The sequence below is a fragment of the Colwellia sp. 75C3 genome (assembly GCF_002836255.1).
GTDB lineage: Bacteria > Pseudomonadota > Gammaproteobacteria > Enterobacterales > Alteromonadaceae > Colwellia.
Genome location: NZ_PJAU01000055.1, coordinates 76,900 through 102,673, shown reverse-complemented (window position 1 = coordinate 102,673; position 25,774 = coordinate 76,900). Strand labels below are relative to the sequence as shown.

Below are 25,774 nucleotides of genomic sequence, written 5' to 3'. Positions count from 1 at the left end.
AGCCGTACAATAATTATTATGCAGGTGATAAAACAGCCTATTCACTAAGTAAGGTTTACTGCTCTAAAATGATAGAGTTACTCGGTTAATACACCGTATAAAGCAATTTCTTCTGCTGTCATCCAATGGATACTGTCAGCTGAAGCAGCTTCAAGGGTATACCAGTAAAAGTCAGTCGTTATGCCGATAGCATTATAATAATCAAGGTATATATCATGTGCTTGATGTCCTTTAGGATAATCTAATGCAGCCTTGCCACTGCCATCACTCCATGAATGAACACCGATTTTAGCGCCTGGGGCAATACTGCGTTTAGTTCCTGCTAAAAACATATCGCTACCGCCCGATGCCACCATGCCATTAGCAGGGATATGAGTAGCAATGCCACGATTTCTAATTTCCATTGACGCAAGCAAGTTAATGTCATCATCCATAGAGCCCGGTACATTTTGCATTACCAGCGTTTTAATTTGTGGATAGCTATTAAATAATGTCTGCATAACAGCTAAAGTATTTGAACCGATAACACCATTCATATAAACAGTATCAGCGCTGTCATCATCATTTTTAAAAGTGAAAGTGGCTAGTTTTTCTTCGCCTTCACCTTCATCAGTATCAGCCTCTGTTAGGCTAATAGTGAACTCTTGAGCAGAGTAGTCACCATCGGGTAATATTGCTGCCAAACCATATTCGGCATTTGTTAGCAGCTGATATACTGCAATGTCCTGGTTTTGTACTTTTTCACTGGTATTTAACTGCCACTCCTCGCTAATTTCCGCTAAACGTTCATCGCCTGCTTGAGCACCTAAAATAGAGGTTAACGACCAATAAACATATTCAGTCACCATGCAGCTATAGTTACAGGTTTCATCATCATAGGTATACCAGGCTGCATTAGGGTAACTTGCAGGAATGCTTTCAAATTGACCACCACGCGCAATATCCATCGCATTGCCGATGTCTGAGCCTATTTCTTCACCAAAAACTTCTGGGTATACACCGGCATAACCAATATGGGTGATCAGGTGTAAAACTTCTTCAATCGTGGCATCAAAGCCCCCTTCTGCGCCCCCAATAACCACTTCACTGGCATAAAGATCTTGTAATGCTTCCGATACTGATTCTGGAATTTGTTCAGAGATGGTTCCGATTTCGCTTTCATCTTTAGCCATAATTAAAGTAGCACCTTGTTCAAGCATATACTCGACCACTAAGGCATTATCCGGTTGACCATCTTCATCATTATCTAAATATTGCGCCATCACATTAGCTGCGTGTAACATCGCTTTATCAGGGGTCTGTGCCGTACCATAAATTGGGATGCCAAACACTGAGGTTTTCTTAGCAAAGGCTTGCTCTAATGATGAGTTTTCACCTGCTTCGCTTTCATAAGTTAGCTCTGAAATTTTATCTACACAGCTTGCATCAACCACTTTATTGGGTTCAGCTAAAAAGTCACTCGCTAGGTTATTAAAACAAGTAGAGCCAGAAAAGAGTTGTCCATGACCACCTTGTGGGTTAGTGAGGTTTTGTGCATTAGGCATGTTTTTAGCAACCAATTTCCCCCACGCTGCAGGTGTTTGAGTATCTTGATCACCATTAAGTATTAATACCGGTAAATTGCTTGTCACTGCTTGTGTCTCAATGTCATTAGCTGGAGCAAGATCCCAAGCTTTACATGAAGCCTTATCGAAGCCCATATGATACATATCACCTACCGTAACTTGTGTGCTTGCTGACCACCCCTCGCTGTTATCACCTGTTAAAGCTGTAATATTCAGAAATGGATATTCTTCAGCACAAATAGTAGATAGACCCATAGCATTGTAGAAGCGATCTTCTTCGCCCTGCTCATCACCTTGAACATCATCTTGCTCTGTCATGATGTTATTAAAAGCTGATGCATATTTACTGACATCTTTATTGACTGTTAGTAAATAATCCATAATTACCGGCTGTGCACCAAGTTCAAGTAGGATTTGAACAAATTCTCTACTTTCAATAATCATGTCTTCATTATGCATACGGGCGATAATATCTTCGATAATCATTTTGAATTCATCTGCAGGACAGTCAGTTGAATTTTTACAGTTTTTTACTATTTGATTTAACGACTCATAATTTGCCCACGGCGTATCCGTAATACCGTTCACTTCGATTGGGAACATACCATCGAGAATAACACTACGAATACCTTCGCTATTTTCACGCATAATGGTAGTAGCAAGGCGGGTACCATAAGAGATGCCATATAAATTCCACTCTGCGACATTTAAGGCTTTTCTTAATTCAATAAAATCCATAGCATTTTGCACACTTCGATAAGCATTTAAATCAACACCTGATGCTTCCAGCCTTGTTTTACATGCTGCTACTTGCTCTGGCGTACCTGCCATGTCAAATTCTGTACAAAACAATGCAGGTTTTGAATGGCCTGTACCACGTTGGTCAACTAAATAGACATCCCTGTCATTGAGAAAGGTAGCATCTTCTTTGATGTACTCAATACTTGACGTTGCACTACCACCTGGACCACCTTCTAAATAAACAACTGGATCAGATTTTTTATTGGTTGAAGTAGAAGCAAGCTTAACAACTGCAATTTCTATATTCTTTGTGGATGCTGGTTTGCCATATAAAGCATGCTTTTCTGGCACGGTTAAGTAACCACAACTAGAGCCAGAAGTTAGAAGAGATAGCTGTGCCGCTGACAACATATTCTTACACTCAACATCTTTATATGCACTAACGTTAGGGACCGTTGGTGTGGTAGTCGTTTCTTTTTTTGTGTCAGAGCCACCACAAGCCGTTAATATGCTTGTAGTCATTACTGCTAAGGCGATAAGCGATTTATTGGATTGCATCATTATAATTTTCCTTTATTACTCATTAATAAAATAGTTGCAAAACGCTTTTATAACGTTTCAACCTGCAACATAAGTGATGAGTGATTATCAACGATTCAATAGAGGTTTAGGGTAAGCACAAGTAAGCCACTGTAAGCATAACTAGTGTTTGTAAGCACATGTAAGCTGGACTTTATTAGCGCGAACTTTTACGTTAAATTTGCATCGTGGTGCAATAATAAAGAGAAATGATGAGCAAGACACGAATATTACTTATTGAAGATGAAGCAGAAATATCACGGTTAACCGCCATGTACTTAGACGCTGAAGGCTATCAAGTTTCCGTTATTGATGATGGTTCACTAGCAATAGAGGCGATAAAAGCTACCCAGCCCGAATTAATTATTCTCGATTTAATGCTGCCCGGCATGAGCGGCATTGAAATTTGCAAACTTGCCAGAGAATTTTATCAGCAACCTATTTTAATTCTCACCGCCTGCGATGATGATGTCAGCGAAGTAAGCTTATTAAAAATGGGCGCCGATGATTATTTAGTTAAACCTTTACGACCTCATGTACTTGTCGCCAGAATAGAAGCATTGCTAAGACGAAACCAACATGCTCAAGAGAAAAAGCGTGAAAACATGCCATCAAATTCAGCATTGACAATAAATGAAGCCAGTAATCGATAAAGTTGTAGTGTCAGAATCTTCTTTAGGCGGTGCTATGTTTTCTTTTACTCAAGATGTTTAATACAATACTTTGCTGGTAAAATAACTTATTCAAGGTTTTATTAGTTCCATTACCGCCTTTTTATAACCATACCTTCATCGCTATAAAGGTATGGTTATGTAGATTTACTCTTGGGCTATTCCCTTAGGCTCTTTCTTTAAGGTATGTCAGTGCATCTAGTCGGGTAGCAAATACATGATCAGGTGCTATTTTATCGAGCAGTTTTAATTTATTAAAATCCTCTGCCACACGTTCACAGACATTTGATAGTAAAATATCTCGCCCTTGATTTTGATAACTAACAACAATTTCTTCAATGGCAATAGTGCTAGTAATGCCAACGAATCGCGCATCAGTTAAATCGATTAATAAGGTTTTATTTTGATCTGACTCTGAAACACTTTGTTTTAAGCCGCGAGCAACACCAAAACCAATAGGTCCTGAGATATTAAGCAATAATACGCTATCATCCATTGACGCTAATAATTGCCTTTCTGGCGGGGATAAATGCTCGGCCTCTTTCGCGGTACATAACTTAATATTATCCAGCTGGATTTCTGATAAGCGGCGAATTGTTACTAAGTTAGCTACAAACACGCCAACTAAAACCGCGGTTACTAAATCAAATGCTACTGACATGATCATAGTCGAGATCATTAAGCCAACGCTAAACAAAGGCACTTGATGAAGTCGCTTGAGGAAGTTCCAATCAATAATACTGATGCCTACATGGGTCAAAATAGCGGCTAAAACGGCCACAGGAATATACGCTGTGTATTCCCCTGCCCATAAAACAATGGCTAAAATAAAGAGAGCATGAAGAATACCCGACAAAGGCGTAGTACCACCTGCTCTTAAATTCGTGACTGTACGCATAGTCGCGCCACCACCGGGTAATGCACCAAATAAACCGGCAACAATATTACCAATACCTTGGCCAACAAGTTCTTGGTCTGAGTCATGTAATTCGTTAGTAATACTATCAACGGTTAGTGAGGTCATTAATGAATCTAAGGTACTTAATGTGGCAATTAGCAATGCTGATTTAATCATTTCACTGGCTAAAGCATTGTCCCATATAGGCATACTAAACGAAGGTAATTCGCTGGCAATTGCGCCAACTACAGGCATATCAGCGCCTGAGAAAACATAAAATATTGTTGCGCCCGCTACCGCGATAATACTGGCGGGTACCACACGACTATATTTTTGCGGCCATAAAAAGAGAACCACTAAACAAGCCAGTCCTAATAAAGTATTGGTGCTAGTTAGCGTGCTGAGTGACAGTTGTAATTCTGGTAATGAATGGCCGAATAAAGGTTCAATTTGGGACAGAATAATTAACACACCAATGCCCGAAGTGAAACCTGAAATAACGGGGTATGAAACAAGAATAAAGTACTTACCCAATTTAAAAATACCAAAGAGCATTTGAAACAGCCCAGCTAAACTCACTACGGTAAATGCCGCCGCAATACCATTTTCAGGTGACTGTGCAACAAAGCTGGTTAAGATAGCAACCATAGCAACCGTTAAACCGGTATTAGGACCCGATATTTGTTGGTTAGTACCACCAAATAAAGAGGCGAATAGCCCGGTTAAAATAGCACAATAAATACCGGCACTCGCACCCGCGCCAGAGGTAACACCAAAAGCTAATGCAAAAGGAAGAGCAACTATTGTTGAAGTTAGCGCACCAAAAATGTCGCCTTTAATGGTTTTTCGGTTAAAATGGGCTAAAGAAAGCATGGCTACCTAATTTAAATTTGTTGATTAGTGGAAATAGTACTCATATTGCTGATATTTCGTTCTTTATATCAACGTCGAAAGAACTATTCCCATGAAAAGTACGCTGTGAAGCATTTTACACTCATTGCTCCAATACCTCGTTAGAGACCAAAGTATAGATTATACACTAAAAAAACCATTTCTTGACACTATTGACAAGTTTTCTACTTTAGGTATAGGATGAATAATGCTCATTTTCAGATAAGTATCATTAAATAGCACTAAAGTACTAATAAAGACATTAGCAAAGTAAAATATTCTGGGAGATATACTGGGGCCTTTAGATTACTGATAATTAACGTTAACTTGATTTTACCATGTGAAATTTAACGGTTTTACTTTTCACCGTTATCTCTCGTTATCGTTAAATTTATAGGATATAGCGTATATCCTATAGTTCAGACTGGTTTCACTATATGGAATTGACAAAAGCTTTAACTTGTTAACTTTGCTTTTTATTTATGTATTAATAAATCAGCTATGCGGAAATTGGGTCCAACACAGCCTCTTTCTTAATATTAGCAACCGCTGTCATTATCGGCTTTATCGGTGAATCAGCGACTAGAGAGTTAAGTTTTTAAAAATTATTACCAGCAGGTCAAACTTTAAAAAATACAAATAAACGACCTTAAATATAAATCAACGAGAGAACTGTAGTTATGGAACAGGTTAGCAAATCTTGCGAGAATGAAACTGAAGAGCAAAAAGATGACGTCGGTCTGTTAGAGCGTCTTTTTAAACTATCACAGCATAATACCACGATAAAAACTGAACTCATGGCAGGTCTTACTACCTTCGTGACTATGTCTTATATTATGTTTTTAAACCCTATCATTATGTCTAAAACAGGCATGCCATTTGATGGTTTGTTCCTAGCTACCTGTTTAGGTGCTGCAATTGCTACCATCATAATGGGTATGTACGCTAACTGGCCTGTCGGTCTTGCGCCAGGTATGGGGTTAAATGCCTTTTTCACCTTCTCCGTTGTTGGGGGCATGGGCTACAGCTGGGAAATAGCCCTAGGTGCTGTATTCCTGTCTGGTGTTATCTTTGTATTAATGAGTGTCACTCGGCTTAGGGAGTGGATGCTTGACAGTATCCCCATGAGTTTACGGCTTGCCATGACTGCAGGTGTTGGTCTTTTCTTAGGTTTTATCGGTTTACGTTTTACCGGTATTATTGTTGCTAACCCTGATAATGTTGTAGCCCTTGCTGACATGACCCATTTTGGTTTTGGTGCATTTGGCCCAGAAGCGCCGGCATTAGGTTTCCTAAGTTTCTTATTAATCGCTGTTCTTAGTTACCGTAAAGTATTTGGCGCGGTATTGATTGGCATTGCTGTAACGACCTTCATTGCTTTTGCGATGACTTGGTTACTTCCTACTGATTTCTTTGTGGTTGCTGAAGCAGCTAAATCATTTGCACCTGAATCAGGCTTTGTTGCCTATAAAGGATTATTAGCGATCCCTGAGTTTTCGGCCCTTGAACCTATCTTTTGGAAAGCAGATATTGTTGGCGCTTTTGAAGTCGCATTAATTCCTGTTATCGTTACCTTTTTGTTTGTGAATATCTTCGATACTGCTGGTACGTTAATGGGTGTTGCTGAACGCGCTAACCTACAAGATGAAAACGGTAAAATTGAAGGTTTAAGCAAGTCATTAAAAGCTGATTCTGTTTCTTCTGTTATTGGTACAGCTTTTGGTTGTCCTCCAGTAACATCGTATGTTGAATCTGCTGCTGGTGTTGCTGCGGGTGGTCGTACAGGTCTTACTGCTGTAACTATTGGTTTGTTATTTGCTGCGGGGGTATTCTTCTTACCACTAGCGCAAATGTTACCTGGTTTTGCCGTTGATGGTGCGCTTATTTATGTTGCCATGTTAATGATGAGCTCGCTTAAAGGCTTGGATTGGGATGATTTAACCGAATATGCACCTGCTGTATGTACGACAGTTATGATGGCATTCACCTTTTCTATCGCTAATGGTATTGCCTTTGGTTTTATCACTTACACGGTATTAAAAGTAGGTGCAGGAAAATCGAGTCAAGTATCTAATGGCGTTTGGGCATTAACAGCATTATTTGTTGCTAAGTTTATCTTCTTAAACTAAACATTACGTTAATGTGAAAAAAAGCCTTTGTTCGCAAAGGCTTTTTTTCGTTTAAATAGCCTTTTAGTTTTTAATCACTAACTTAAATAAAAGAGATAACTATGAAACATACCATTGAAGTCATGATCTCAGAAGAAAAAATTAAAACACGCGTCGCCCAATTAGGGATACAAATTAGTGAGCATTATCAAGACAGCGATAATTTAGTTATGGTGGGCCTATTACGCGGTTCATTCGTGTTCATGGCTGATTTGACCCGAGTTATTACCGTTAATCATAGCGTGGATTTTATGACCGCATCAAGCTATGGCAATAGTATGGAAAGCTCTCGTGATGTGCACATACTTAAAGATTTAGATGATAATATTGAAGGCAAGGATGTTTTGTTGGTAGAAGATATTATTGATACCGGCAATACATTAAGTAAAGTGCTACAAATTTTAAATTTACGTGGACCTAATTCCATTCAAATTTGTACTTTGTTAGATAAACCTACGCGCCGCGAAGAAGAAGTTGCGGTTAAATGGGTAGGTTTTGAAATCCCTGATGAGTTTGTCGTGGGTGTTGGTATTGATTACGCACAAAAATATAGAAACCTGCCTTACATTGGTAAGGTCATTCCTACTGAGTAATCTGTAAGAAATATTTCTTTGAAGAACGTGTACTTAGTAATGGCTACGTAACGCTATTAAAGGCTAATACAAGGTAAGTTTTGCAATAACAAACTTACCTTGTATTAGCCTTTTAGTCGTATAATTTCATTGATGATATGATCAAGATTAATAGGTTTACCGACAAAACCCACCATGCCTGCCTCAGCACACCTTTTTTTATCTTGTTCCATTACATTAGCGGTCATAGCAACTATAGGCATATTTTCGTTGCCTGGCAGTTTTAGAATTTCTTTCGTCGCGGTTACACCATCCATTTCTGGCATTTGCATATCCATAAAAATCATGTCGTAAGCTTTATTTTCTACCGCGGTTACGGCTAATCGGCCATTCACAGCAATATCGACGGTATAACCCAATTTACTAAACAACTTACGGGCAATGACTTGGTTAATATTATTATCTTCAGCCACTAAAATAGTTAAGGGATATTTACTCGCCAGCTCACTTTTATTTTTGATAAGGATGTTTTGACTATTGTTGACTAGTTCCTCGACCACCGCTAAGTTAAGGGCTAATGAGAAAGTAGAGCCTTGACCTTCTTTACTCTTTACAGATATGCTGCCCTGCATTTGTTTAATCAACTGCGCACAAATAATTAGCCCTAAACCGGTACCACCATACAAACGCGTGGTTGAGGTATCTACCTGAGAAAAAGGCTTAAACAATTTATCATGATCTTCTACAGAAATTCCAATACCTTGATCAATAACTTCTATCGTTAGGCTGCAATCGTCTTCCGTTAATGAATTTAAGACTAGGTTAAGCTGAACAGTACCCTTGTTGGTAAATTTAATAGCGTTACTGAGTAAGTTTAATAAGACTTGCCGTAATCTTAAACGATCACCCACTAAATATTTAGGCAATTCGTTATCGAGGGATATTGAGATGGTGATACCCTTTTGCGAGGCCATACTGTCGAGTAGATAACAGCTTTCATTAATCATTAACCTCAAATCAAATGCCTGTAGATCTAGGTCTAATTTGCCAGCCTCTAATTTAGAAATATCAAGAATATCATTAATAACAACCAGCAAACCATCACCACAAGAGCGGATACTCTCGATATATTCTAACTGCTGTTTATCTAGCGTGGTATCTTCCAACAAAGTAAGCATACCTAAAATACCATTCATTGGTGTGCGGATTTCATGAGACATATTTGCTAAAAAGTCTGTTTTAACTTTAACCGCCGACTCCATTGTTTCAATAGATTTTTTTAACGACACCGCCATTGAATTAAAGCTTTGAGCAAGTAAATAAAACTCGTCTGTAGAATTTAGTAATAGCGGTGAATCAAAGTCGCCTTCCGAGATTCTTTTTGTAGTTTCCATTAATTGATTAAGGTTTTGAACGATATAACTATAAATATACACGGACAAAAAAACAGCCAGTAATAAGGTTGAAATAATACCTATAACCACTACCCATTTAGCTTTACTGACTGCTTGCTCTGCTGATAACTCTCGCGCTAATAACAGAGACTCTTCGACTTGAATAAACTCTGACTTTATTTGCCGGATCTGATCAATAATATTCTTGCCTGTTTGGGCTTCAATTAATGCTATCACGGTATTCATGGTATTCATGGTATTCATGGTATTCATGGTATTCAAGTCTGAGTTATTGACCTCGCGTCTAGCACTAATTTCTTTTTCTGCTGCTTCGACTAACCACTGTTTTTGTAATAAATCTATTTTTGTTAATCGCTCTACTTGAGTGGCATTGTCCGAAACAAGCTGTTTTAAATTATCTAACTTAGTTGTCCATACATACCCCGCTTCATTAAAGGGCTCTAAAAAAACTTCATTTCCTGTGATTAAAAAACCTCGTTCACCTGTTTCCATATCCACTAATAATTTCAATAATTCATGTCCCTGAGAGAGAACACGGTGGGTATGTTGAACCCATTTAGCCGTTTCAAGCTGTCGCTCAGTACTCACATATAAAAGTGTCGCAACGAACGTCATCAATACCAGAGGAATAGCAAAGGCGAACACGATTTTTTGACGTATTGATAAGTTCAAGCGATTTAAGATGGAATAAGTGTTCAAAGGAGTTATCCAAGAATATATTTAGCTAATTAATTTATGCTTTTCAATACTATAACTTGGCAGGATTTTTTAAATATAGCAAGAATGAGTGATAATCCCTTAAATATATAACAGACTGATGAGAAATATTAGACAATAAAAAGCCGACAGAAGTCGGTTTTTTATTTTAGAACATAGCATGTAATCAGAATACTACCGAATTTTTTTCAATAAAATTAACGACGTGAACGCTTATGCTTCATTGAGCTAAATTTTTCTAATTGCTCTTCAGTTAACACACTTTTCATAGCAAATTTACTTTTTGCTTTAATCAACGCCATAGCAGAAAAAACATCTTGATTATTTTCCTGTAATTGAACAAAAGCTTGTTCGTCAAAGCTATCGGCAGACATTAAAGTTTTAACTTGCTCACGAAAGGCTTTCATTGCTGGCTTTATTGTTTGCATTTGTGCTTTTTCTTCTGCTTTTAGTGTTTTAATATCAGCTTGCTGGCTTTCTGATAATCCTAATTTACGCGTGAGCTTAGCCAGTTTTTTTTCACTCATTTGTTGCTGATTTTTCTCATGATGACCTTTATGGTTTGAGTTGTCATTACCAGCAAAACTTACCGGTGTTAAAACCAGTGCAGAACAAAGTGAAGTGGCAATTGCTATATTTTTTAATGTAATTTTCATTGGAAATTCCTTTATGGGTAATTTTATTATACTGATAGAAAGTTAGCTTACGCTTGATTAAGTTCAGCTATAGTATATCTAGGCTTTATGCAAAGCAGTGCAAGGCAGTGTAAAGCTATGTAAAGTTCTATTCTGCTTAGCTAAGTTCACGTAAACTAAGAAACTGATCGTTAGTAAACTGAAACAGTTATGTCTCTTATTCTTAAAAAGCAGCCACTCATATGACACAATCCCCGACACAAACTAAACACATCTTATTAATAGATGATGATGCCGAGCTTGCTGAGCTATTAACCGAATACCTTGACAGCGAAAATTTCCAAGTAACGTCATGTTTAGATGGTGCCAGTGGTTTAGCTAAAGCATTTGATGACAGTTTCGACTTGATTTTACTTGATGTCATGATGCCAATATTAAATGGCTTTGAAGTATTAAAAGCTCTGGGCGGTAATCATAAAACCCCTATTTTAATGTTAACAGCTAAAGGTGACGATAATGACCGAATTTTAGGTCTTGAATTAGGCGCTGATGACTATTTGGCTAAACCTTTTAAACACCGTGAATTATTAGCACGCATTAATGCGATATTAAGACGTATTTCCATTGTAAAAAGTCAGAGTTCGTCACAACTAAATGCTCCGACTGAGCAACTGATCGTTAATCAGGTTAGGGTTAACCAAGCAACTCGTGAAATAAGCTGTCAAAATAATTTACTTGAGTTAACCGGTACTGAATATTTAGTGCTTCTTTATATGCTTGAAAATCATGGTAAAATAGTCAGTAAAAATGAAATATCAGAGCAAGTACTCCAACGTAAGCTCACTCCATATGATCGAACTGTTGATGTACATGTTGGTAATGTTCGTAGAAAATTACTCGCTATTGATCCAGTAGATAAGATGAAAACGGTACGTGGTGCTGGTTACGTTTTTTTACAAGGTGAGCACTAACAATGACTAATGCTACGAATAAGTTAGCTTCACCACTGCATAAGAAATTCTCCTTAGGCATTAGCTTAAAACTGTTTCTTGCTTTTTGGATAGTTATACTCATCTCAGTACTCATTAGTTACCTAGTCACCATGCAATTTAGGCATAGTCCTAGCCAAGAACAAGCCAACCCTCAACAATTAAAATTGTTAAGCATGTACACTGAGAAGTTAGCGAATAAAAAACAGATAAAACTTAAAGCAATACAGAGAAGTTTTGACCGTAAACACCATCAAATGTTAATCATAAAAAAAATCAGTAATAATAAAGTTTACGCGCCAAGAAAGCGTGGCTGGATAGAAGTAAAAAACTACTTAGAAAAGCATCCCCTCGATAACCCCGTGACCATTGATTTTGATTTTACCAAAGTGACGTCTTCTCAACCCATAGTTATTAATGGTGAAAAATTTCAACTTTTCATTGCCAGTGAAATGCGCCGTAAGCGTATCGTTAGCTGGGTAACCCAATTACCTTTGGCCATGCGTTTAATCATGCTGTTACTGGTTAGTTTCCTATCATGTTGGTTGCTCGCTAAGAGCTTTACAAAGCCTTTGATCGCTTTACAAAAAGCAAGTGAAAGTATAGGTAAAGGTAAATTAGCAACACGTATTACAAAATTTGAACAACGCTCTGATGAATTTGGCGCCCTTGCACGAAGCTTTAATCAAATGGCTGAGCAATTAGAAAACAATATTACAGCGCATCAACGTTTATTAGGTGATGTCTCACATGAGCTAAGATCTCCCTTAACACGTTTACAACTAGCGGTTGCTTTAGCCGAAAAAAATATGGGCAATAGCGTTGAACAGCAAAAACATTTAAACCGCTGTGAAACTGAAGTAGACCGATTAGATGAAATGATAGCTGATGTATTAACGCTTTCAAGACTGGAGCATAACCAGAATGTCTTCGATGCTGATGAGATTGATCTCAAAGATTTAGTAGAATATGTAGTTAACGACTGCCAATATTTTGCTACCAGTAAAAATGTCACTATAGATTTCAAAACTGAATTTAGCTGCCCACTTTTAGCCGACAGTAAACTGGTCGCGAGTGCCATCAGTAACGTTGTTAATAACGCAGTAAAATACTCACCTACAAACCAAGTGGTTACCCTTGAATTAAGCGAAAAAGATGAACAGATAACGTTAACTATTTCGGATCATGGTCCTGGTGTACCTGATGAAATGATAGAAAAACTGTTTACTCCTTTTTTCCGCGTGGCAGATGGCAGAGAAAGAAGTAGCGGAGGCACTGGTTTAGGATTAGCAATTGCTCAGCAAGCTATAACCTTGCATCAAGGTTACATAGTCGCCCAAAATCAAGTCTCGAGTGGTTTGAAAGTTATAATTACCTTACCAACATTATTGAAGCAGAATAAAACTAATGTTTAACATTCTTTAAACTGTTTAAGGCTTAATAGTGTCGATTAAATCCATGCATTTGTACAACAAACCAAAATTATTGAGCTTAACAACCCTAAACAAATGATACAAAAAAAGGCACCTAATTAAGTAGGTGCCTTTTAATTTCAACTTGCAATACTTTTGTTATTAAAACAAGTCAATTTACTTACGTGTTAAAACATTAACATCTGTATGCGGAAAAGCTTTACCGTAAATATCTAAATGAGTTGTCATCGCGTAACGTAAACTATCGCCATTAACTGTCACTGTCATTTCAAACTTTGTCGTTTTAGCATTTTTTTGCATAAACGGAGACTGGCCTATTTCAGTGTCAGTCGACACTTTAATTGCCCCTGATGCGGTTAGTTTACCACTCGCCATCAGCGTCACTGCACGTGGAATACTCAAGGTATAATGTATCTCTTTGGTCGCCGCATCATAGATCCAGTAACCTATTTGATCATGAAACTTTTTACCATCCGCTTTGCGAAAAACTTCTTGATGATAACTTAAAATTGCCAATTTTTGAGTGCCTGCATTAGTCACATCACCAACGACTTCAACTTTAATTGTTTCAAAATATGGCGCCACTAGCGGGACAGTTTTTCCTGGTGCAACATCTACGCCCTTATCTCCTTCCCATGTCCCAACTAAACTAGCGATAGGGCCAAATTCTAAACCGTCTATCTTTGTACTTTTTGCATTAACATTAACCGATAATAATGTGATAAATAACACTGATAATAAAACAACAACTGCTCTCAAGGTAAAACTCCGTAGACATCTATAAAATAGATGAAATTATATCAAGGCTCCTATTTACTTATTGTTTAATTGTGTAACGATAGTTCATGTATTGAACCGTTTAAGAGCAAGTTATCGTTTATCTTCTGTGAAAATACATTATGGAAGTAGCAAACGACTTCCATAATGTAAGTTATGCTTTAAAACACATCCCAATGTTCAACAATTTTTTTAATATTGTTATCAAAACGCCATAAATCAACCGTTTGCAAATTATCAGTACCTGGGCCCGAAAAGGTCCAAACCATATCACCCTCACCTAACGTCAAAAAGATTGATAACCCTCCAGTACCTCCGCCACTAACGTAGTTAAACAAACCCTCACTACCATTTGGCACCCAAAAATTATGTTGCAGGTAACTTGGGTCTACTAGCTCTTCAATTAAATCAAGATTCTGGTTGTTGAATAAGTCCAAATAAAAATTAGTCACGATCACTTTATTTATTTCTTCAATACTAGTATTCGTATTAGCAGATGTGTCCGTAGGATAAATATATAAGTCACTAAAAACAGAATTACCACTTGCTGTGTTCATGTTGGGGACCATAACCACATCCCAATGTTCCGTGATCATGCTGTCTTTCAACTTATATAAGTCAACTCTAGCACTACCAATAAATTCATTATCAACGTCTTGCGCATAGTGCCAATGTACTGCAACATAATCGCCATCAGCGACGATATGTTTAATCGTTGCCACATGACTAGGGTTGTTAGCCGTCATTGTTTCGAAGTATTCTTCTTGCCCTGCAACACCCGCTGCAATGTCGGAATTATGCTGAATAAAGTCTTCTGCATATAAGGAAGTAACTAATCCGGTATTTAAACCATTAATCACATCGGTGTATATTTGTTCTACGATTACTTTATTATCATTTTCTTCTTCGACACAGGCGGTAACACCCAATAGCAGCACCAGGCTGGCAAGTTTGATTATGTTCATTTAACTTCCTTTTTAAAACTATTATTATTTATTAAATATCGAATAAACGTTCTATTTCATTGTAAATAAAATCTAATATAAGATTATTGATGTGGTATTTTTGTGAATCAATTTTATAAAAATCAATGTCACAATTTGATTTTGTGTTAATGTATTGTAAAGATACATAATGAAAAACTAAAAAAAACATCATTGTTTTATTTGGTTTAAATTCAAGCGGCTATATACATTGACAACAAAATTTTCTGATGAAAAATTCAGCTTTAACGAGTTTGAAGCAATCCCTCAAGCCAACTTGTTAATTAAAAGATCTCGAGAAAAACGAATAGAGCCGAAAGTGATGTCGTTATTAATATTACTGGTAAGTAAAAATGGTGAAGTTGTTACTCGAGCTGAAATTTTGTCTGCACTTTGGCCAAATATTGTTGTGGGTGATGAAGTTATTTCTCAACTGATTTATTCATTACGCAATGCGCTAACTGATGATGCAAAAAATCCGAAATATATCGAAACTATTCCCAAAAAAGGCTATCGATTCATAGCGAAGGTAAAGCTAACTACAGCAGAACACTGTACAACAGAGCATAGGACAACGATTGAAAACAAAGCACTGATTGAGAGTTTACAAAATAATAAACACGTCAGTCTAAAAGTGAAATGGTTAGTAAGTAGCTGCTTACTTTTAATTACAGTATCAATAAGTACTTGGCTGTTGAATAATGCTTTATTAGATAAAAACGTCAGTCACTTGAGTATTCAGAATATTTTACCTGTCACCAAAGATATAGGTGTCGAAGGCGACTTTAGCTTTCATGAAAATCATAATAAAATGATTTATGTCAGCGCTCGCGGTGAACGGGTTGATCTTTATCTAAAGACATTAGGTGGCAATCAGTCAGAACAAGTCACTAATGATGAATGGGGTGAATACTCTCCTATATGGTTGGACGAAAAAACCATTACCTATATCCGAGAAAAGTCAGGCCAATACCAAATTATTCGACATGAGCTACCCAGTAAAGTTGAAATTATTTATGAATCTGACAACGCCATTTTTAATTTATCTCTAAAAACAAATGAGGCTTCTGCGATAAGTTTCATTGAATACGATGATTACCAACATAATAAATTACATGAAGTTAAATCAATAAACACGATTAATCGTAAAGTGACCTATTTACATGAATCGACCTTAAATTTACCGAGCGATATTCGATATCAAGTCTATTCTTTAGACGGTCAAACACTTTATTTTTTCAATAACAGTAATAAAGTAAAAGAAATAGTCTCTTTAAACCTTAAAACCCATCAATATATAACTATCACGGACCAGTTTTCGTGGGTTGAACACATCGCATTGCTTGACTCAGGAAACTTACTCATATCAGGTGTAGTATCAGCAACTAAAGGTATTTGGCAGCTAAATATAAATGATCATTCGATTAACAGCATACTACCTAGCTCAGGTGGTCAACGTATTATTCGAGCACAACTTAAACAAGGCCACCTTTATTACGCCACCTATAAAGCGTCGACGAATCAAGTAATCGCCGATATTGACCAACAAAAATTTGATACTCTGCCCAAACTTAATAGTGATGCCAACGAATATTATGGTGTTTATTCAAAAGATAATAAGACAATTTATTTTGTTTCAAATCGAACTGGATATTATGAAGTATGGTCCTATAACCTTAAGTCTCAAAAAACCAAACAAGTGACTCAATTACAGGCAAGTTTTATACATAGACCGGTGTTATCTAATACCGAGGAATTTTTTGCCATCGTCTATGAAAAAGAAAAACTAACCTTGTCCATTATTTCATTAATTACAGGAAAACCTGTTAAAGAAAGTTCAATTCCTAGTATGAAATATCCATTAGCATGGAGTAAAGACGATAGCAGTATATACATTAGCGAACACGTAAAGCACGTGAATATATACCAGTATGACCGTAGTACATTAGAGTCGACGTTAATACAGCCTAATGCGGGTCTGTTTGCCCAAGAAAGCTCAGACGGAGACAAACTGACATTAATCGATTATAAAGTGGGAGGTTTAATTATCAAAGACGTTATTCATGATAAAACAACGTCACTTATCCACTCAATTACTCATTTAGATTCTCTAGTGCCAGGAGAGTTAAAAGTGATTGACCAAACGGTCTACACCATAATAAAGAACGGCCCATCAAGAAAAATACAGCAAGTCCTTATAGGAAATGATGAGCAAATATCGTCAAGTAAGTTGTTGATGACTTTACCTAATTGGTCTCGAGTAACAGATTTTAATGTGGATGGTAGTAAAGCCATTTTTTTCAAAACAGATCCACCCGAGGGCGATATTATGAGAGCTCAATTAAATAATTAGCGTAATAAGCGCGTTATGCCACCCACAAAAAAGGTCATTGGTCGCATTCTGCTGTTTCTATTACATGTTTAACGATAAGTTAACTGCCTAGGAAATAAAATTACCATAGGAATTGTTATGTTACGTTTAATCGCTTCACTGTCAGTTGTTAGTCTACTTTTTAGTGTTCAAAGCTTAGCAGCTGATCTCATCTTGATTAGCCCGGATAAATTCAACCTAAAAGCTGATTATTATCAAGGTCAAAATAACGAAAAAAACTTAAACAAACGTGCGGTATTAATGCTGCATCAGTGTAATTACAATCGCACTATGTATAACCATATCGGCGAGCAATTAGCACAACAAGGTATTCATGCGCTAAGCCTCGACTTTAGAGGTTTTGGTGAAAGTGTTAGTGACGAGTTTAACGTTGCAAAAATTCGTCAACTGCCCCAAGCAGAGCGAGGTCAAGCGTGGACTAAAATGTCTTCTCATTGGCCAGAAGACGTGCAATTAGCCTTTGATTATTTAAAAGATAAGGTTGGTAACCGTGGGCAGGTAGGCATCATTGGCGCAAGTTGTGGTGGCAGCCAAGCCATCACCTTAGCTGAAAAAGAAAACATCAGCGCTATTAGTTTTTTCTCCTCATCACAGCGTGATAAAAATATTGTCCGTTATGGTAAAACGTTAGTAGAAAAACCTACCTTAATCATCGCTTCAGAGGATGATGGCAGAACATTCACCAGTGCCCAACAGCTTTTTTCAACGGCTAAACATCCCAATAGTAAAATGATCTCATACAAAGGCAGCATGCACGGGTATCCGTTATTAGACAGTGATAAACAGTTAACAAAAACAATTGTCGCATGGTTTGCTAATAATCTAGCTAGTGACTAAATAATAGCAGGACTAAAGTAATATGACTTTAGTCCTGCTATTCTGTTAGTTGAGTTTTCAGATCACTTATTACTCAGGTTATACTTGCTATCTTGCAGATTCACTCACTGACTCTACTTGCTTGGAAGTGCTAATTTAGTACTTCTATAACGCTAAAATTCTTGTCTATCTACGTTATAACAACTCAATATTTTTTCACATTTCCTTACTTGTCTTTGTGAACCTGTATCATTGTTGGTCGTTGACGCTGCAGATTGAAGATCAGCGATTTCAAAATCAAACGTATCCCCAAAAACTGCGTCTTGCTCGGTAATAACCTCTGTTCTTGAACCATGAGGCCAGGGTATTTCTGTAATTTTTTTAGCTACTTGCCCTTTGGTATTATTCATTGCTGGCATAGTGACTTTTAGATTATTAATAATTTTATTCACTTTGATATAGTGGTTTTCATTTACTTGACCACTTTTATACAAAAAACCTGCATAACGTTGTGCCGTGGAATGCTGATCTTTCAACGCTTTTACCAACCATTTATCCGATTCGCCGACATCTTTAATACCCAATTCGCCTGTACCGAATATAACACCGAGTAGAAATGCTGATTCAACATGGCCATTTCTAGCCGCTTTTCTTAAATATTTGATACCGGCTTCATTATCAATAAATTTATCTTCCATCAGATAGAAAATTCCAGTGCGGTATTGCGCATAGGCAAACTGATATCTTGATGCTTTACGAAAATAACGAAGAGATTTATCGAGATTCTTTTCCGTACCATATCCCTGATAATAAAGCTCAGCTAACGCCGACATAGCATTAACACGCTTTGCTATAGCCATAACTTTCCATTTATTAAAATAGGCAATACACTGTTCTTCCATACACGAATCAATAGGAATTGCCTGGCTGGGTTTTGCTAATAGGGTACAAAATAAAATAAAAATTAAGGAAAGGTGTTTTAAATAGGTCATTGTTATTATTCCGTTAATACAATTTATTGACTAAAAAACATCCTAACTAAAAAAAACAAAGACTACAAGGCAGCTTGATAAATAATCATCGTTTATAAATAACTACAGTAAATCAAATGCAGAAAGCAAACTACGTGCACTGAGCATCAAAGTAACAGCTACGACTATGCCTGCCAAGATATTTTGTTGACGAGTATTTTGCTGTTCTCCTAATATTTGACTATTCATCATCCATAATAAAAACAGCGCTATTAACGGTAATAAAATACCATTAGCCACTTGAGCGAACCAAATGACCGTCATGGGTTTATAACCTAAGCTAGAAATAATCACGCCGAGTAACAAAATAATAAACCAAATGGCTTTAAAGGAGAGTGAATTAAGTTCTTTGTTTAAATTTAAAATACCGCTTAAAGCAAAAGCCGCAGCTAACGGTGCTGTTACAGCCGAGGATATACCCGCAGCAAACAAACCAATCGCTATAAATATACCTGCCGCATCACCAAAAACAGGCTGCAAAGCAGGGGCTATATCCGCTGCATTAGTAATGTGAATTTGTTGTCCAAAAAAGGCACTTGCCGCTGTTGATACAATAGCGATTGAAATCAAACCACCCAAGGGTATAGCAAAGTATAAATCTTTTCGAGCATCATCAAGCTGCTCAACTTTCTGCCATTTCTTACTTGCTGTCGCGCTATGTAAAAACAAGTTATAAGGCACAACAGTAGTACCAATTAACGCAATAACGGTAAGTGTTGCACCTGTAGGTAAACTCGGGATTAATAAACCACTGAAAAAATCGGACCAATTAATATCTATCAAGAAAAAACTCGCTAGAAACGCCAAGCTCATCACTCCTACCAAAACAATCAGTGACTTTTCGATAATGCGATAGCTGCCTGTGGCTAAAATACTTAAAGCAACCAAGCCTATTACTATTGGCCAAACGGCAGAGGAGCCAAGCAGAGGTTGCTCTCCAAATAGATGCGTTAAACCTAAACTTGCCCCGGAAATATTACCACCTTGATAAGCGGCATTACCCACGACAATAGCGCCGACCACAAGAAATATAGATAAGTACTTACTTACCGGATTCGTACAAGCTAAGCGGATATTCTCACCTAAACCTTGCTGAGTTACCACGCCCAAACGCGCTGCCATTTCTTGCAAAATGATAGTGGCAAAGACAGAGAAGACAAGAGCCCACAATAAACTAAAGCCGTAATTTGCGCCGGCCATTGTTGCCGTAATAACGGTGCCCGGTCCGATAAAAGCAGCGGTAACTAAAACTGCAGGTCCAATTTGAGGGAATTTAATCATAATTATTACTTTTTTATTAATATAACCTTGTCAGGGAAATTGTCAAACCACTCAATGTAATAATTTTACAACATATAAATGCACCGCTAAATATTACTCATATTACACTATACTTAAACACTAACTATCCTTTCTATCGTTATTTTGAGGCTGTAAATGGACGAAAATATTTTAAATTCAGTTATTGAAATAACGAACAAAAGAGATACAGACTCTTTAGAAATTAGTATGAGTTTAGCGCTGGTTGAGCAAATAAAGTGCCTGCGCTTGATCATATATAAAAGAGTGAATGCCGAACACACCTTAACAATACGATCTAACATTGACCTTATTGTTCATGATACAAAATCTAAATATGAATGGTTAGAACCCGAGTTTGTTCAAAACATTAGCGATGAATTAAACTCTTGTTTTAAGTTTTCTTGTCTTATTCATAATAAACTTGAAAATGAAAATGAAGAAAGTTGGCATCCAATAGTCATCGGACAACAAACTGTCGCGGTAATCTACCTTAACTCAATAAAACTCTCTAGAGAACAACAGGTGTTGTTAAATGGATTTTGTCGTATATACGAGAACTATCTAAGCATACTGAAAGAAAGTGAATGTGATAAGTTAACAGGGTTACTCAACCGACAAACCTTTGAAGTAAAAGTAAAACGATTTAGTGAGCAAAAAAATAAAAAACAACTTGATGAATTGAACAGTGACAATAAACGAGCGCCGCATCAAAGTATAAGCACATGGCTTGCCATCATAGATTTAGATAATTTTAAAAGGGTAAATGATCAATTTGGCCATGTATGCGGAGATGAAGTTTTACTTACCTTTGCCCAGCTCATGAAAAAACACTTTCGCAATGAAGACTTGCTATTCCGTTTTGGTGGCGAAGAGTTTATTTTAGTGATGGAAGCCCCCACATCAAAAATACTGCATATAAAATTGAATGAATTCAAAAATGCAGTTAATAGTCACCAATTCCCATTTATTGAATCATTAACAGTTAGTATTGGTTTTACTTTGTTGGATCCGAATATGTTTATCTCCTCAATTGTTGATAGAGCAGACAAAGCGCTTTATTACGCTAAGGATAATGGAAGAAACACAATTCATTGCTTTGAAGATCTCATTGAGCAGAAGTTATTACAGCGCCATGATCCTGCCCTAAACTCCCCTGTAGAGTTATTTTAATTGGCTTTATATTACTTACTCTATCAACTAAAAAATTTATTGAATGATTAACTCCATTTTATTTTGGTTAAACAGTTTATCTTTACATTCAATATTATAAAAGAAACCAATTTCTGCTTCATGCACCGAGCTTTCAGAGAATTGTAATTTTTGCTTCTGAACTTCGCTTAAATTAGTTTCTGATAAGACCAAGTTGTCACCAAAAGCGTAATCCACTCTATTTTTTAAGACAAGTTGCAGCCCTTGTTCTATGGATTCAACATAAACCATTTGAAGACCTGCATCTAAGATGTTTTGATGCATTTTACCGATAACATCAGGCCTTAATAAGGCAACTATTTTCCCCTTTAGCTCCTTAAGTTCGGTCCAGTGGAAACCTTCTTTTTTTCTTAATCGGTAGAAGCCCATACTGACAACATTATCTGATAAGGAAACAAAACGGGCAACTTTATTTCCCTCTCTTGGTGGGTAAAAGGACAGACACCAATACCCATCTTTGATGACTCTATTCGCTCGTGCGGGTGGTAAGAAAAACGGCGTCAAGGATACACTAAAGTTTGATTGTGCATATTTACTTAGCAATATAAAGCTTGAACCATCGCCTGTTAGCTTTGAGCTCGTATAAGGAGGGTAATCAACCGCAATAACATCAACGTTTAGCCGTTCATCTGCAGAAAAAACAAAAAAACATAATAAGCAGAGTAATAAAAAAATAATTCTTTTCATAATCTATTATCAATCGATGAGCGATTACATAACTTAACATATAAACATAACACTGACTAATTGAGCATTAAGAAGATAAGTGATGGTTCAAAACGGTAGTTTGCTGAAAGAAATAAAAGTACTGACTGTTTATTTTACTACTATCTGATGTTTATCGCAGATACAAAAAAGGGCACCTCGTATGAGGTGCCCTTTTTATAGAATATGGCGGTGAGCGAGAGATTCGAACTCTCGAAAGGGATAAACCTTTACACGCTTTCCAGGCGTGCGCCTTCAGCCACTCGGCCAGCTCACCGTATCGTTGTTAAAAGGTCTATTTCGAGACAAATTTTTCAACTGCGCTATGGTAGGTAAAAATCTTTTATAGTGCAAGTAAATTCAGGGTGTTAACCGGTAAAATAACACTGAATGCTCAAAGAACGTTCAGTGTGAGTAAACTTGTGCACCGTCATAGCGTTTTACGCGTTGCCTTTGACTTTTAACTTATGCTCTTCTGCAAAATTTAGCATTCTGTCTAGTGAGATAGTTGCTTCTTTCGCTAAGGTTTCATCTACAAATATTTCTTTGCCTACAGAGCTCTCTAAAGCCTCTGCAATAGACTTGAGACCGTTCATAGCCATCCATGGGCAATTAGCACAACTTCTACAGGTTGCGCCGTTACCACCTGTTGGTGCGGCGATAAATGTTTTGTTTGGACTCGCTTGTTCCATTTTATAAAATATGCCTTTATCGGTAGCAACAATAAAGTGCTGATTTGGCATATCTTGGCTAGCTTTAATTAATTGACTTGTTGAACCTACCGCGTCAGCAAGCGCCACTACGTTTAATGGTGATTCAGGATGAACTAAAACGGCTGCTTCAGGGTATTTAATTTTAAGATCTTGTAATGCTTTGGCTTTGAATTCGTCATGAACGATACAAGCGCCCTGCCACATTAACATTTCAGCACCTGTTTCTTTTTCAATATAGGCACCTAAGTGACGATCAGGTCCCCATAAAATAGGTTTACCTTCGCTCTCAAGCATATCTACAATCTCAAGAGCAATGCTCGACGTTACTACCCAGTCGGCACGGGCTTTAACAGCCGCAGAGGTGTTAGCATAAACTACAACAGTGTGATCAGGGTGTTCATCACAAAAGGCTGAGAACTCGTCAATAGGGCAACCTAAGTCTAACGAACAAGTCGCTTCGAGTTCAGGCATTAGCACTGTTTTCTCAGGTGTTAATATTTTAGCTGTTTCGCCCATAAACTTAACTCCTGCAACTATTAATGTTTCTGCAGGATGTTGTTTACCGAAGCGAGCCATTTCTAGAGAGTCAGCAACACAGCCGCCTGTTTCTTCAGCCAGAGCTTGAATTTCAGGATCAGTGTAGTAGTGAGCAACCAATACGGCATTTTTTTCAATTAATAGCTTTTTAATTTTCGCTATGTATTGTGCCTTTTCATTATTTTCTAAAGGCTTTGGCTTAGCTGGAAATTGAAAATCAAAATCAACCGCAGTATTACTTACACTCATGAGTTCTCTCTAATTCTGGACACGTAAAAACGCGCCAATTATAAGGGAAAGCGGTACTAATGTGTAGTAGATAATAGAGGGTATTAATGGCAGTAGCCGAGTAATCAAGAAAGACTATTCCTAAAAGTGAATTCACCGTGTGTTAATAAGGTTTTTTAGCATCATAATAATCATCAGTAGTATTTGGATATGGCTTGACACTAATATCCCTTAAATATTTAATAAACTTAGATTTACAAGATTATTTTTTACAAGAATATCATATGGATTTACTGAATTAGCAGAGTCGGCCATGAAGGATTTGAACCTTCGAACTAATTGAGCCTGGACGGTTAAAGGCCATGGCTTTTGATATTAACTAGGATTTTTATCGGAAATACTTGAATGGTGTTGATTGAATTAGAAGTGGTCGGCCGTGAAGGATTTTAACCTTCGAACTAATTGAGCTTGGACGGTTAAAGGCCTTGGCTTTTGATATTAACTAGGATTTTTATCGGAAATACTTGAATGGTGTTGATTGAATTAGAAGTGGTCGGCCGTGAAGGATTTGAACCTTCGAACTAATTAAGCTTGGACGGTTAAAGGCCTTGGCTTTTGGGATTAACTCGGGATTTTATATAAGAGATACTTGAATGATATTGATTGAATTAGAAGTGGTCGGCCGTGAAGGATTTGAACCTTCGAACGCATTGAGCTTAGACGGTTAAAAGCATTGGTTTTTGGGATTAACTCGGGATTTTATATAAGAGATACTTGAATGATATTGATTGAATTAGAAGTGGTCGGCCGTGAAGGATTTTAACCTTCGAACTAATTGAGCTTAGACGGTTAAAAGCATTGGCTTTTGGGATTAACTCGGGATTTTATATAAGAAATACTTGAATGATATTGATTCAATTAGAAGTGGTCGGCCGTGAAGGGTTTGAACCTTCGAACTAATTAAGCTTGGACGGTTAAAGGCCTTGGCTTTTGGGATTAACTCGGGATTTTAAATAAGAGATACTTGAATGATATTGATTGAATTAGAAGTGGTCGGCCGTGAAGGATTTGAACCTTCGACAAATTGGTTAAAAGCCAACTGCTCTACCAACTGAGCTAACGGCCGTTCCTAATAATTCTGGCTCGTAAGCCTTTTACATTGTTTACTACGATATTTATTCTGAACTTTTACTTTTCTACATTTACTAGGAGTGGTCGGCCGTGAAGGATTTGAACCTTCGACAAATTGGTTAAAAGCCAACTGCTCTACCAACTGAGCTAACGGCCGTTCCTAATAATTATGGCTATAGGCCATTTACTATTTATTGCTACGAAATTTATTCAGGTAAATATATACTGTTTTACATTTAATTAGGAGTGGTCGGCCGTGAAGGATTTGAACCTTCGACAAATTGGTTAAAAGCCAACTGCTCTACCAACTGAGCTAACGGCCGTTCCTAATAATCATGGCTTATAGGCCATTTACTATTTTCACTACGATTTATTCAGGTAAATATTTACTGGTCTATATTTTATTAGGATTGGTCGGCCGTGAAGGATTTGAACCTTCGACAAATTGGTTAAAAGCCAACTGCTCTACCAACTGAGCTAACGGCCGTTCCTAATAACATATACTTTTACTTTCTTGAATTGGTCGGCCGTGAAGGATTTGAACCTTCGACAAATTGGTTAAAAGCCAACTGCTCTACCAACTGAGCTAACGGCCGATTCAAGAGTTACATTTTCAATATTTACTTGCTCAATTATCTTTACGATAAAGAGACTTTTTATTCAAACTAAAACATCA

18 protein-coding genes and 6 tRNA genes are annotated in these 25,774 nt (G+C 37.2%); 8 read left to right on the top strand and 16 right to left on the bottom strand.

From position 1 onward, the window contains the following. Positions 1 to 77: 77 nt before the first annotated feature. On the bottom strand, positions 78 to 2,867 hold the full coding sequence (locus tag CXF85_RS23165) for an alpha/beta fold hydrolase (RefSeq protein ID WP_232771212.1): 2,790 nt from the start codon (positions 2,865 to 2,867) through the stop codon (positions 78 to 80). 230 nt (positions 2,868 to 3,097) lie between these two features. Between CXF85_RS23165 and CXF85_RS14600 the strand changes: the two genes are divergently transcribed. Further along, on the top strand, positions 3,098 to 3,538 hold the full coding sequence (locus CXF85_RS14600) for a response regulator transcription factor (protein WP_101229384.1): 441 nt from the start codon (positions 3,098 to 3,100) through the stop codon (positions 3,536 to 3,538). Between the two features lie 184 nt (positions 3,539 to 3,722). Here the strand turns inward: CXF85_RS14600 and CXF85_RS14595 are convergent, their stop codons facing one another. Continuing rightward, positions 3,723 to 5,327, bottom strand: coding sequence for a SulP family inorganic anion transporter (locus CXF85_RS14595; RefSeq protein ID WP_101229383.1), 1,605 nt, complete (start codon positions 5,325 to 5,327; stop codon positions 3,723 to 3,725). A 698-nt stretch (positions 5,328 to 6,025) separates the two neighbouring features. Here CXF85_RS14595 and CXF85_RS14590 point away from each other — a divergent pair. Next, the gene (locus CXF85_RS14590) at positions 6,026 to 7,474 is read left to right on the top strand and encodes an NCS2 family permease (RefSeq protein ID WP_101229382.1); all 1,449 of its coding nucleotides are present in this window, start codon (positions 6,026 to 6,028) and stop codon (positions 7,472 to 7,474) included. 101 nt (positions 7,475 to 7,575) lie between these two features. Then, positions 7,576 to 8,106 carry a hypoxanthine phosphoribosyltransferase gene (gene hpt / locus CXF85_RS14585; RefSeq protein ID WP_101229381.1) on the top strand — a complete coding sequence of 177 codons (531 nt, stop codon included), beginning with the start codon at positions 7,576 to 7,578 and terminating at the stop codon, positions 8,104 to 8,106. A gap of 104 nt (positions 8,107 to 8,210) precedes the next feature. On the opposite strand, the gene CXF85_RS14580 is transcribed toward hpt, so the two are convergent. Next, positions 8,211 to 10,199, bottom strand: coding sequence for a CHASE3 domain-containing protein (locus CXF85_RS14580; RefSeq protein WP_157829113.1), 1,989 nt, complete (start codon positions 10,197 to 10,199; stop codon positions 8,211 to 8,213). 215 nt (positions 10,200 to 10,414) lie between these two features. Beyond that, complete coding sequence (locus CXF85_RS14575; RefSeq protein WP_101229379.1) at positions 10,415 to 10,873, bottom strand: Spy/CpxP family protein refolding chaperone; 459 nt, start codon at positions 10,871 to 10,873, stop codon at positions 10,415 to 10,417. A 221-nt stretch (positions 10,874 to 11,094) separates the two neighbouring features. Here CXF85_RS14575 and CXF85_RS14570 point away from each other — a divergent pair, with 221 nt between their 5' ends. Both CXF85_RS14570 and CXF85_RS14565 read left to right on the top strand, forming a co-directional pair. Next, on the top strand, positions 11,095 to 11,823 hold the full coding sequence (locus CXF85_RS14570) for a response regulator transcription factor (RefSeq protein WP_101229378.1): 729 nt from the start codon (positions 11,095 to 11,097) through the stop codon (positions 11,821 to 11,823). A 2-nt stretch (positions 11,824 to 11,825) separates the two neighbouring features. Then, complete coding sequence (locus tag CXF85_RS14565) at positions 11,826 to 13,256, top strand: ATP-binding protein (protein ID WP_101229377.1); 1,431 nt, start codon at positions 11,826 to 11,828, stop codon at positions 13,254 to 13,256. A 174-nt stretch (positions 13,257 to 13,430) separates the two neighbouring features. Here the strand turns inward: CXF85_RS14565 and CXF85_RS14560 are convergent, their stop codons facing one another. Continuing rightward, positions 13,431 to 14,033 (bottom strand): heme-binding beta-barrel domain-containing protein, encoded by a 603-nt coding sequence (locus CXF85_RS14560; RefSeq protein ID WP_198555650.1) that lies wholly within the window; start codon positions 14,031 to 14,033, stop codon positions 13,431 to 13,433. 179 nt (positions 14,034 to 14,212) lie between these two features. Further along, complete coding sequence (locus CXF85_RS14555; protein WP_101229376.1) at positions 14,213 to 15,016, bottom strand: nuclear transport factor 2 family protein; 804 nt, start codon at positions 15,014 to 15,016, stop codon at positions 14,213 to 14,215. Positions 15,017 to 15,245: 229 nt separating this feature from the next. On the opposite strand from CXF85_RS14555, the gene CXF85_RS14550 reads away from it, so the two are divergent. Together CXF85_RS14550 and CXF85_RS14545 are read left to right on the top strand one after the other, a co-directional pair. After that, complete coding sequence (locus CXF85_RS14550; protein WP_101229375.1) at positions 15,246 to 17,387, top strand: winged helix-turn-helix domain-containing protein; 2,142 nt, start codon at positions 15,246 to 15,248, stop codon at positions 17,385 to 17,387. Between the two features lie 117 nt (positions 17,388 to 17,504). Beyond that, positions 17,505 to 18,263, top strand: a complete 759-nt coding sequence (locus CXF85_RS14545; RefSeq protein WP_101229374.1) for an alpha/beta hydrolase family protein — start codon at positions 17,505 to 17,507, stop codon at positions 18,261 to 18,263. Positions 18,264 to 18,415: 152 nt separating this feature from the next. Here CXF85_RS14545 and CXF85_RS14540 read toward each other — a convergent pair whose 3' ends face one another. Together CXF85_RS14540 and CXF85_RS14535 are read right to left on the bottom strand one after the other, a co-directional pair. Continuing rightward, complete coding sequence (locus CXF85_RS14540) at positions 18,416 to 19,234, bottom strand: tetratricopeptide repeat protein (protein WP_101229373.1); 819 nt, start codon at positions 19,232 to 19,234, stop codon at positions 18,416 to 18,418. A gap of 102 nt (positions 19,235 to 19,336) precedes the next feature. Beyond that, complete coding sequence (locus tag CXF85_RS14535) at positions 19,337 to 20,554, bottom strand: Nramp family divalent metal transporter (protein ID WP_101229372.1); 1,218 nt, start codon at positions 20,552 to 20,554, stop codon at positions 19,337 to 19,339. A 156-nt stretch (positions 20,555 to 20,710) separates the two neighbouring features. Here CXF85_RS14535 and CXF85_RS14530 point away from each other — a divergent pair, with 156 nt between their 5' ends. Further along, complete coding sequence (locus CXF85_RS14530; RefSeq protein ID WP_101229371.1) at positions 20,711 to 21,745, top strand: GGDEF domain-containing protein; 1,035 nt, start codon at positions 20,711 to 20,713, stop codon at positions 21,743 to 21,745. 36 nt (positions 21,746 to 21,781) lie between these two features. On the opposite strand, the gene CXF85_RS14525 is transcribed toward CXF85_RS14530, so the two are convergent. From CXF85_RS14525 to CXF85_RS14490, 8 genes are all read right to left on the bottom strand, one after another. Then, positions 21,782 to 22,471 (bottom strand): hypothetical protein, encoded by a 690-nt coding sequence (locus tag CXF85_RS14525; RefSeq protein ID WP_101229370.1) that lies wholly within the window; start codon positions 22,469 to 22,471, stop codon positions 21,782 to 21,784. A 205-nt stretch (positions 22,472 to 22,676) separates the two neighbouring features. Next, positions 22,677 to 22,766: transfer RNA gene (locus tag CXF85_RS14520), tRNA-Ser, on the bottom strand. Positions 22,767 to 22,929: 163 nt separating this feature from the next. Then, a complete protein-coding gene (gene nadA / locus CXF85_RS14515; protein ID WP_101229369.1) occupies positions 22,930 to 23,988 on the bottom strand; it encodes a quinolinate synthase NadA in 1,059 nt (352 codons plus the stop codon). 1,029 nt (positions 23,989 to 25,017) lie between these two features. Beyond that, positions 25,018 to 25,093: transfer RNA gene (locus tag CXF85_RS14510), tRNA-Lys, on the bottom strand. Positions 25,094 to 25,179: 86 nt separating this feature from the next. Beyond that, positions 25,180 to 25,255, bottom strand: a tRNA-Lys gene (locus CXF85_RS14505). 90 nt (positions 25,256 to 25,345) lie between these two features. Then, positions 25,346 to 25,421 (bottom strand) — tRNA-Lys (locus tag CXF85_RS14500). Positions 25,422 to 25,509: 88 nt separating this feature from the next. Continuing rightward, a tRNA-Lys gene (locus CXF85_RS14495) sits at positions 25,510 to 25,585 on the bottom strand. Between the two features lie 33 nt (positions 25,586 to 25,618). Further along, positions 25,619 to 25,694 (bottom strand) — tRNA-Lys (locus tag CXF85_RS14490). Positions 25,695 to 25,774 lie beyond the last annotated feature (80 nt).

Coding starts and splice junctions, on each gene's coding strand:
- hpt (WP_101229381.1), top strand. CDS start 7,576: ATGAAACATACCATTGAAGTCATGATCTCAGAAGAAAAAATTAAAACA.
- CXF85_RS14595 (WP_101229383.1), bottom strand. CDS start 5,327: ATGCTTTCTTTAGCCCATTTTAACCGAAAAACCATTAAAGGCGACATT.
- nadA (WP_101229369.1), bottom strand. CDS start 23,988: ATGAGTGTAAGTAATACTGCGGTTGATTTTGATTTTCAATTTCCAGCT.
- CXF85_RS14555 (WP_101229376.1), bottom strand. CDS start 15,016: ATGAACATAATCAAACTTGCCAGCCTGGTGCTGCTATTGGGTGTTACC.
- CXF85_RS14590 (WP_101229382.1), top strand. CDS start 6,026: ATGGAACAGGTTAGCAAATCTTGCGAGAATGAAACTGAAGAGCAAAAA.
- CXF85_RS14575 (WP_101229379.1), bottom strand. CDS start 10,873: ATGAAAATTACATTAAAAAATATAGCAATTGCCACTTCACTTTGTTCT.
- CXF85_RS14535 (WP_101229372.1), bottom strand. CDS start 20,554: ATGATTAAATTCCCTCAAATTGGACCTGCAGTTTTAGTTACCGCTGCT.
- CXF85_RS14545 (WP_101229374.1), top strand. CDS start 17,505: ATGTTACGTTTAATCGCTTCACTGTCAGTTGTTAGTCTACTTTTTAGT.
- CXF85_RS14600 (WP_101229384.1), top strand. CDS start 3,098: ATGAGCAAGACACGAATATTACTTATTGAAGATGAAGCAGAAATATCA.
- CXF85_RS14570 (WP_101229378.1), top strand. CDS start 11,095: ATGACACAATCCCCGACACAAACTAAACACATCTTATTAATAGATGAT.
- CXF85_RS14525 (WP_101229370.1), bottom strand. CDS start 22,471: ATGAAAAGAATTATTTTTTTATTACTCTGCTTATTATGTTTTTTTGTT.
- CXF85_RS14565 (WP_101229377.1), top strand. CDS start 11,826: ATGACTAATGCTACGAATAAGTTAGCTTCACCACTGCATAAGAAATTC.
- CXF85_RS23165 (WP_232771212.1), bottom strand. CDS start 2,867: ATGATGCAATCCAATAAATCGCTTATCGCCTTAGCAGTAATGACTACA.
- CXF85_RS14540 (WP_101229373.1), bottom strand. CDS start 19,234: ATGACCTATTTAAAACACCTTTCCTTAATTTTTATTTTATTTTGTACC.
- CXF85_RS14530 (WP_101229371.1), top strand. CDS start 20,711: ATGGACGAAAATATTTTAAATTCAGTTATTGAAATAACGAACAAAAGA.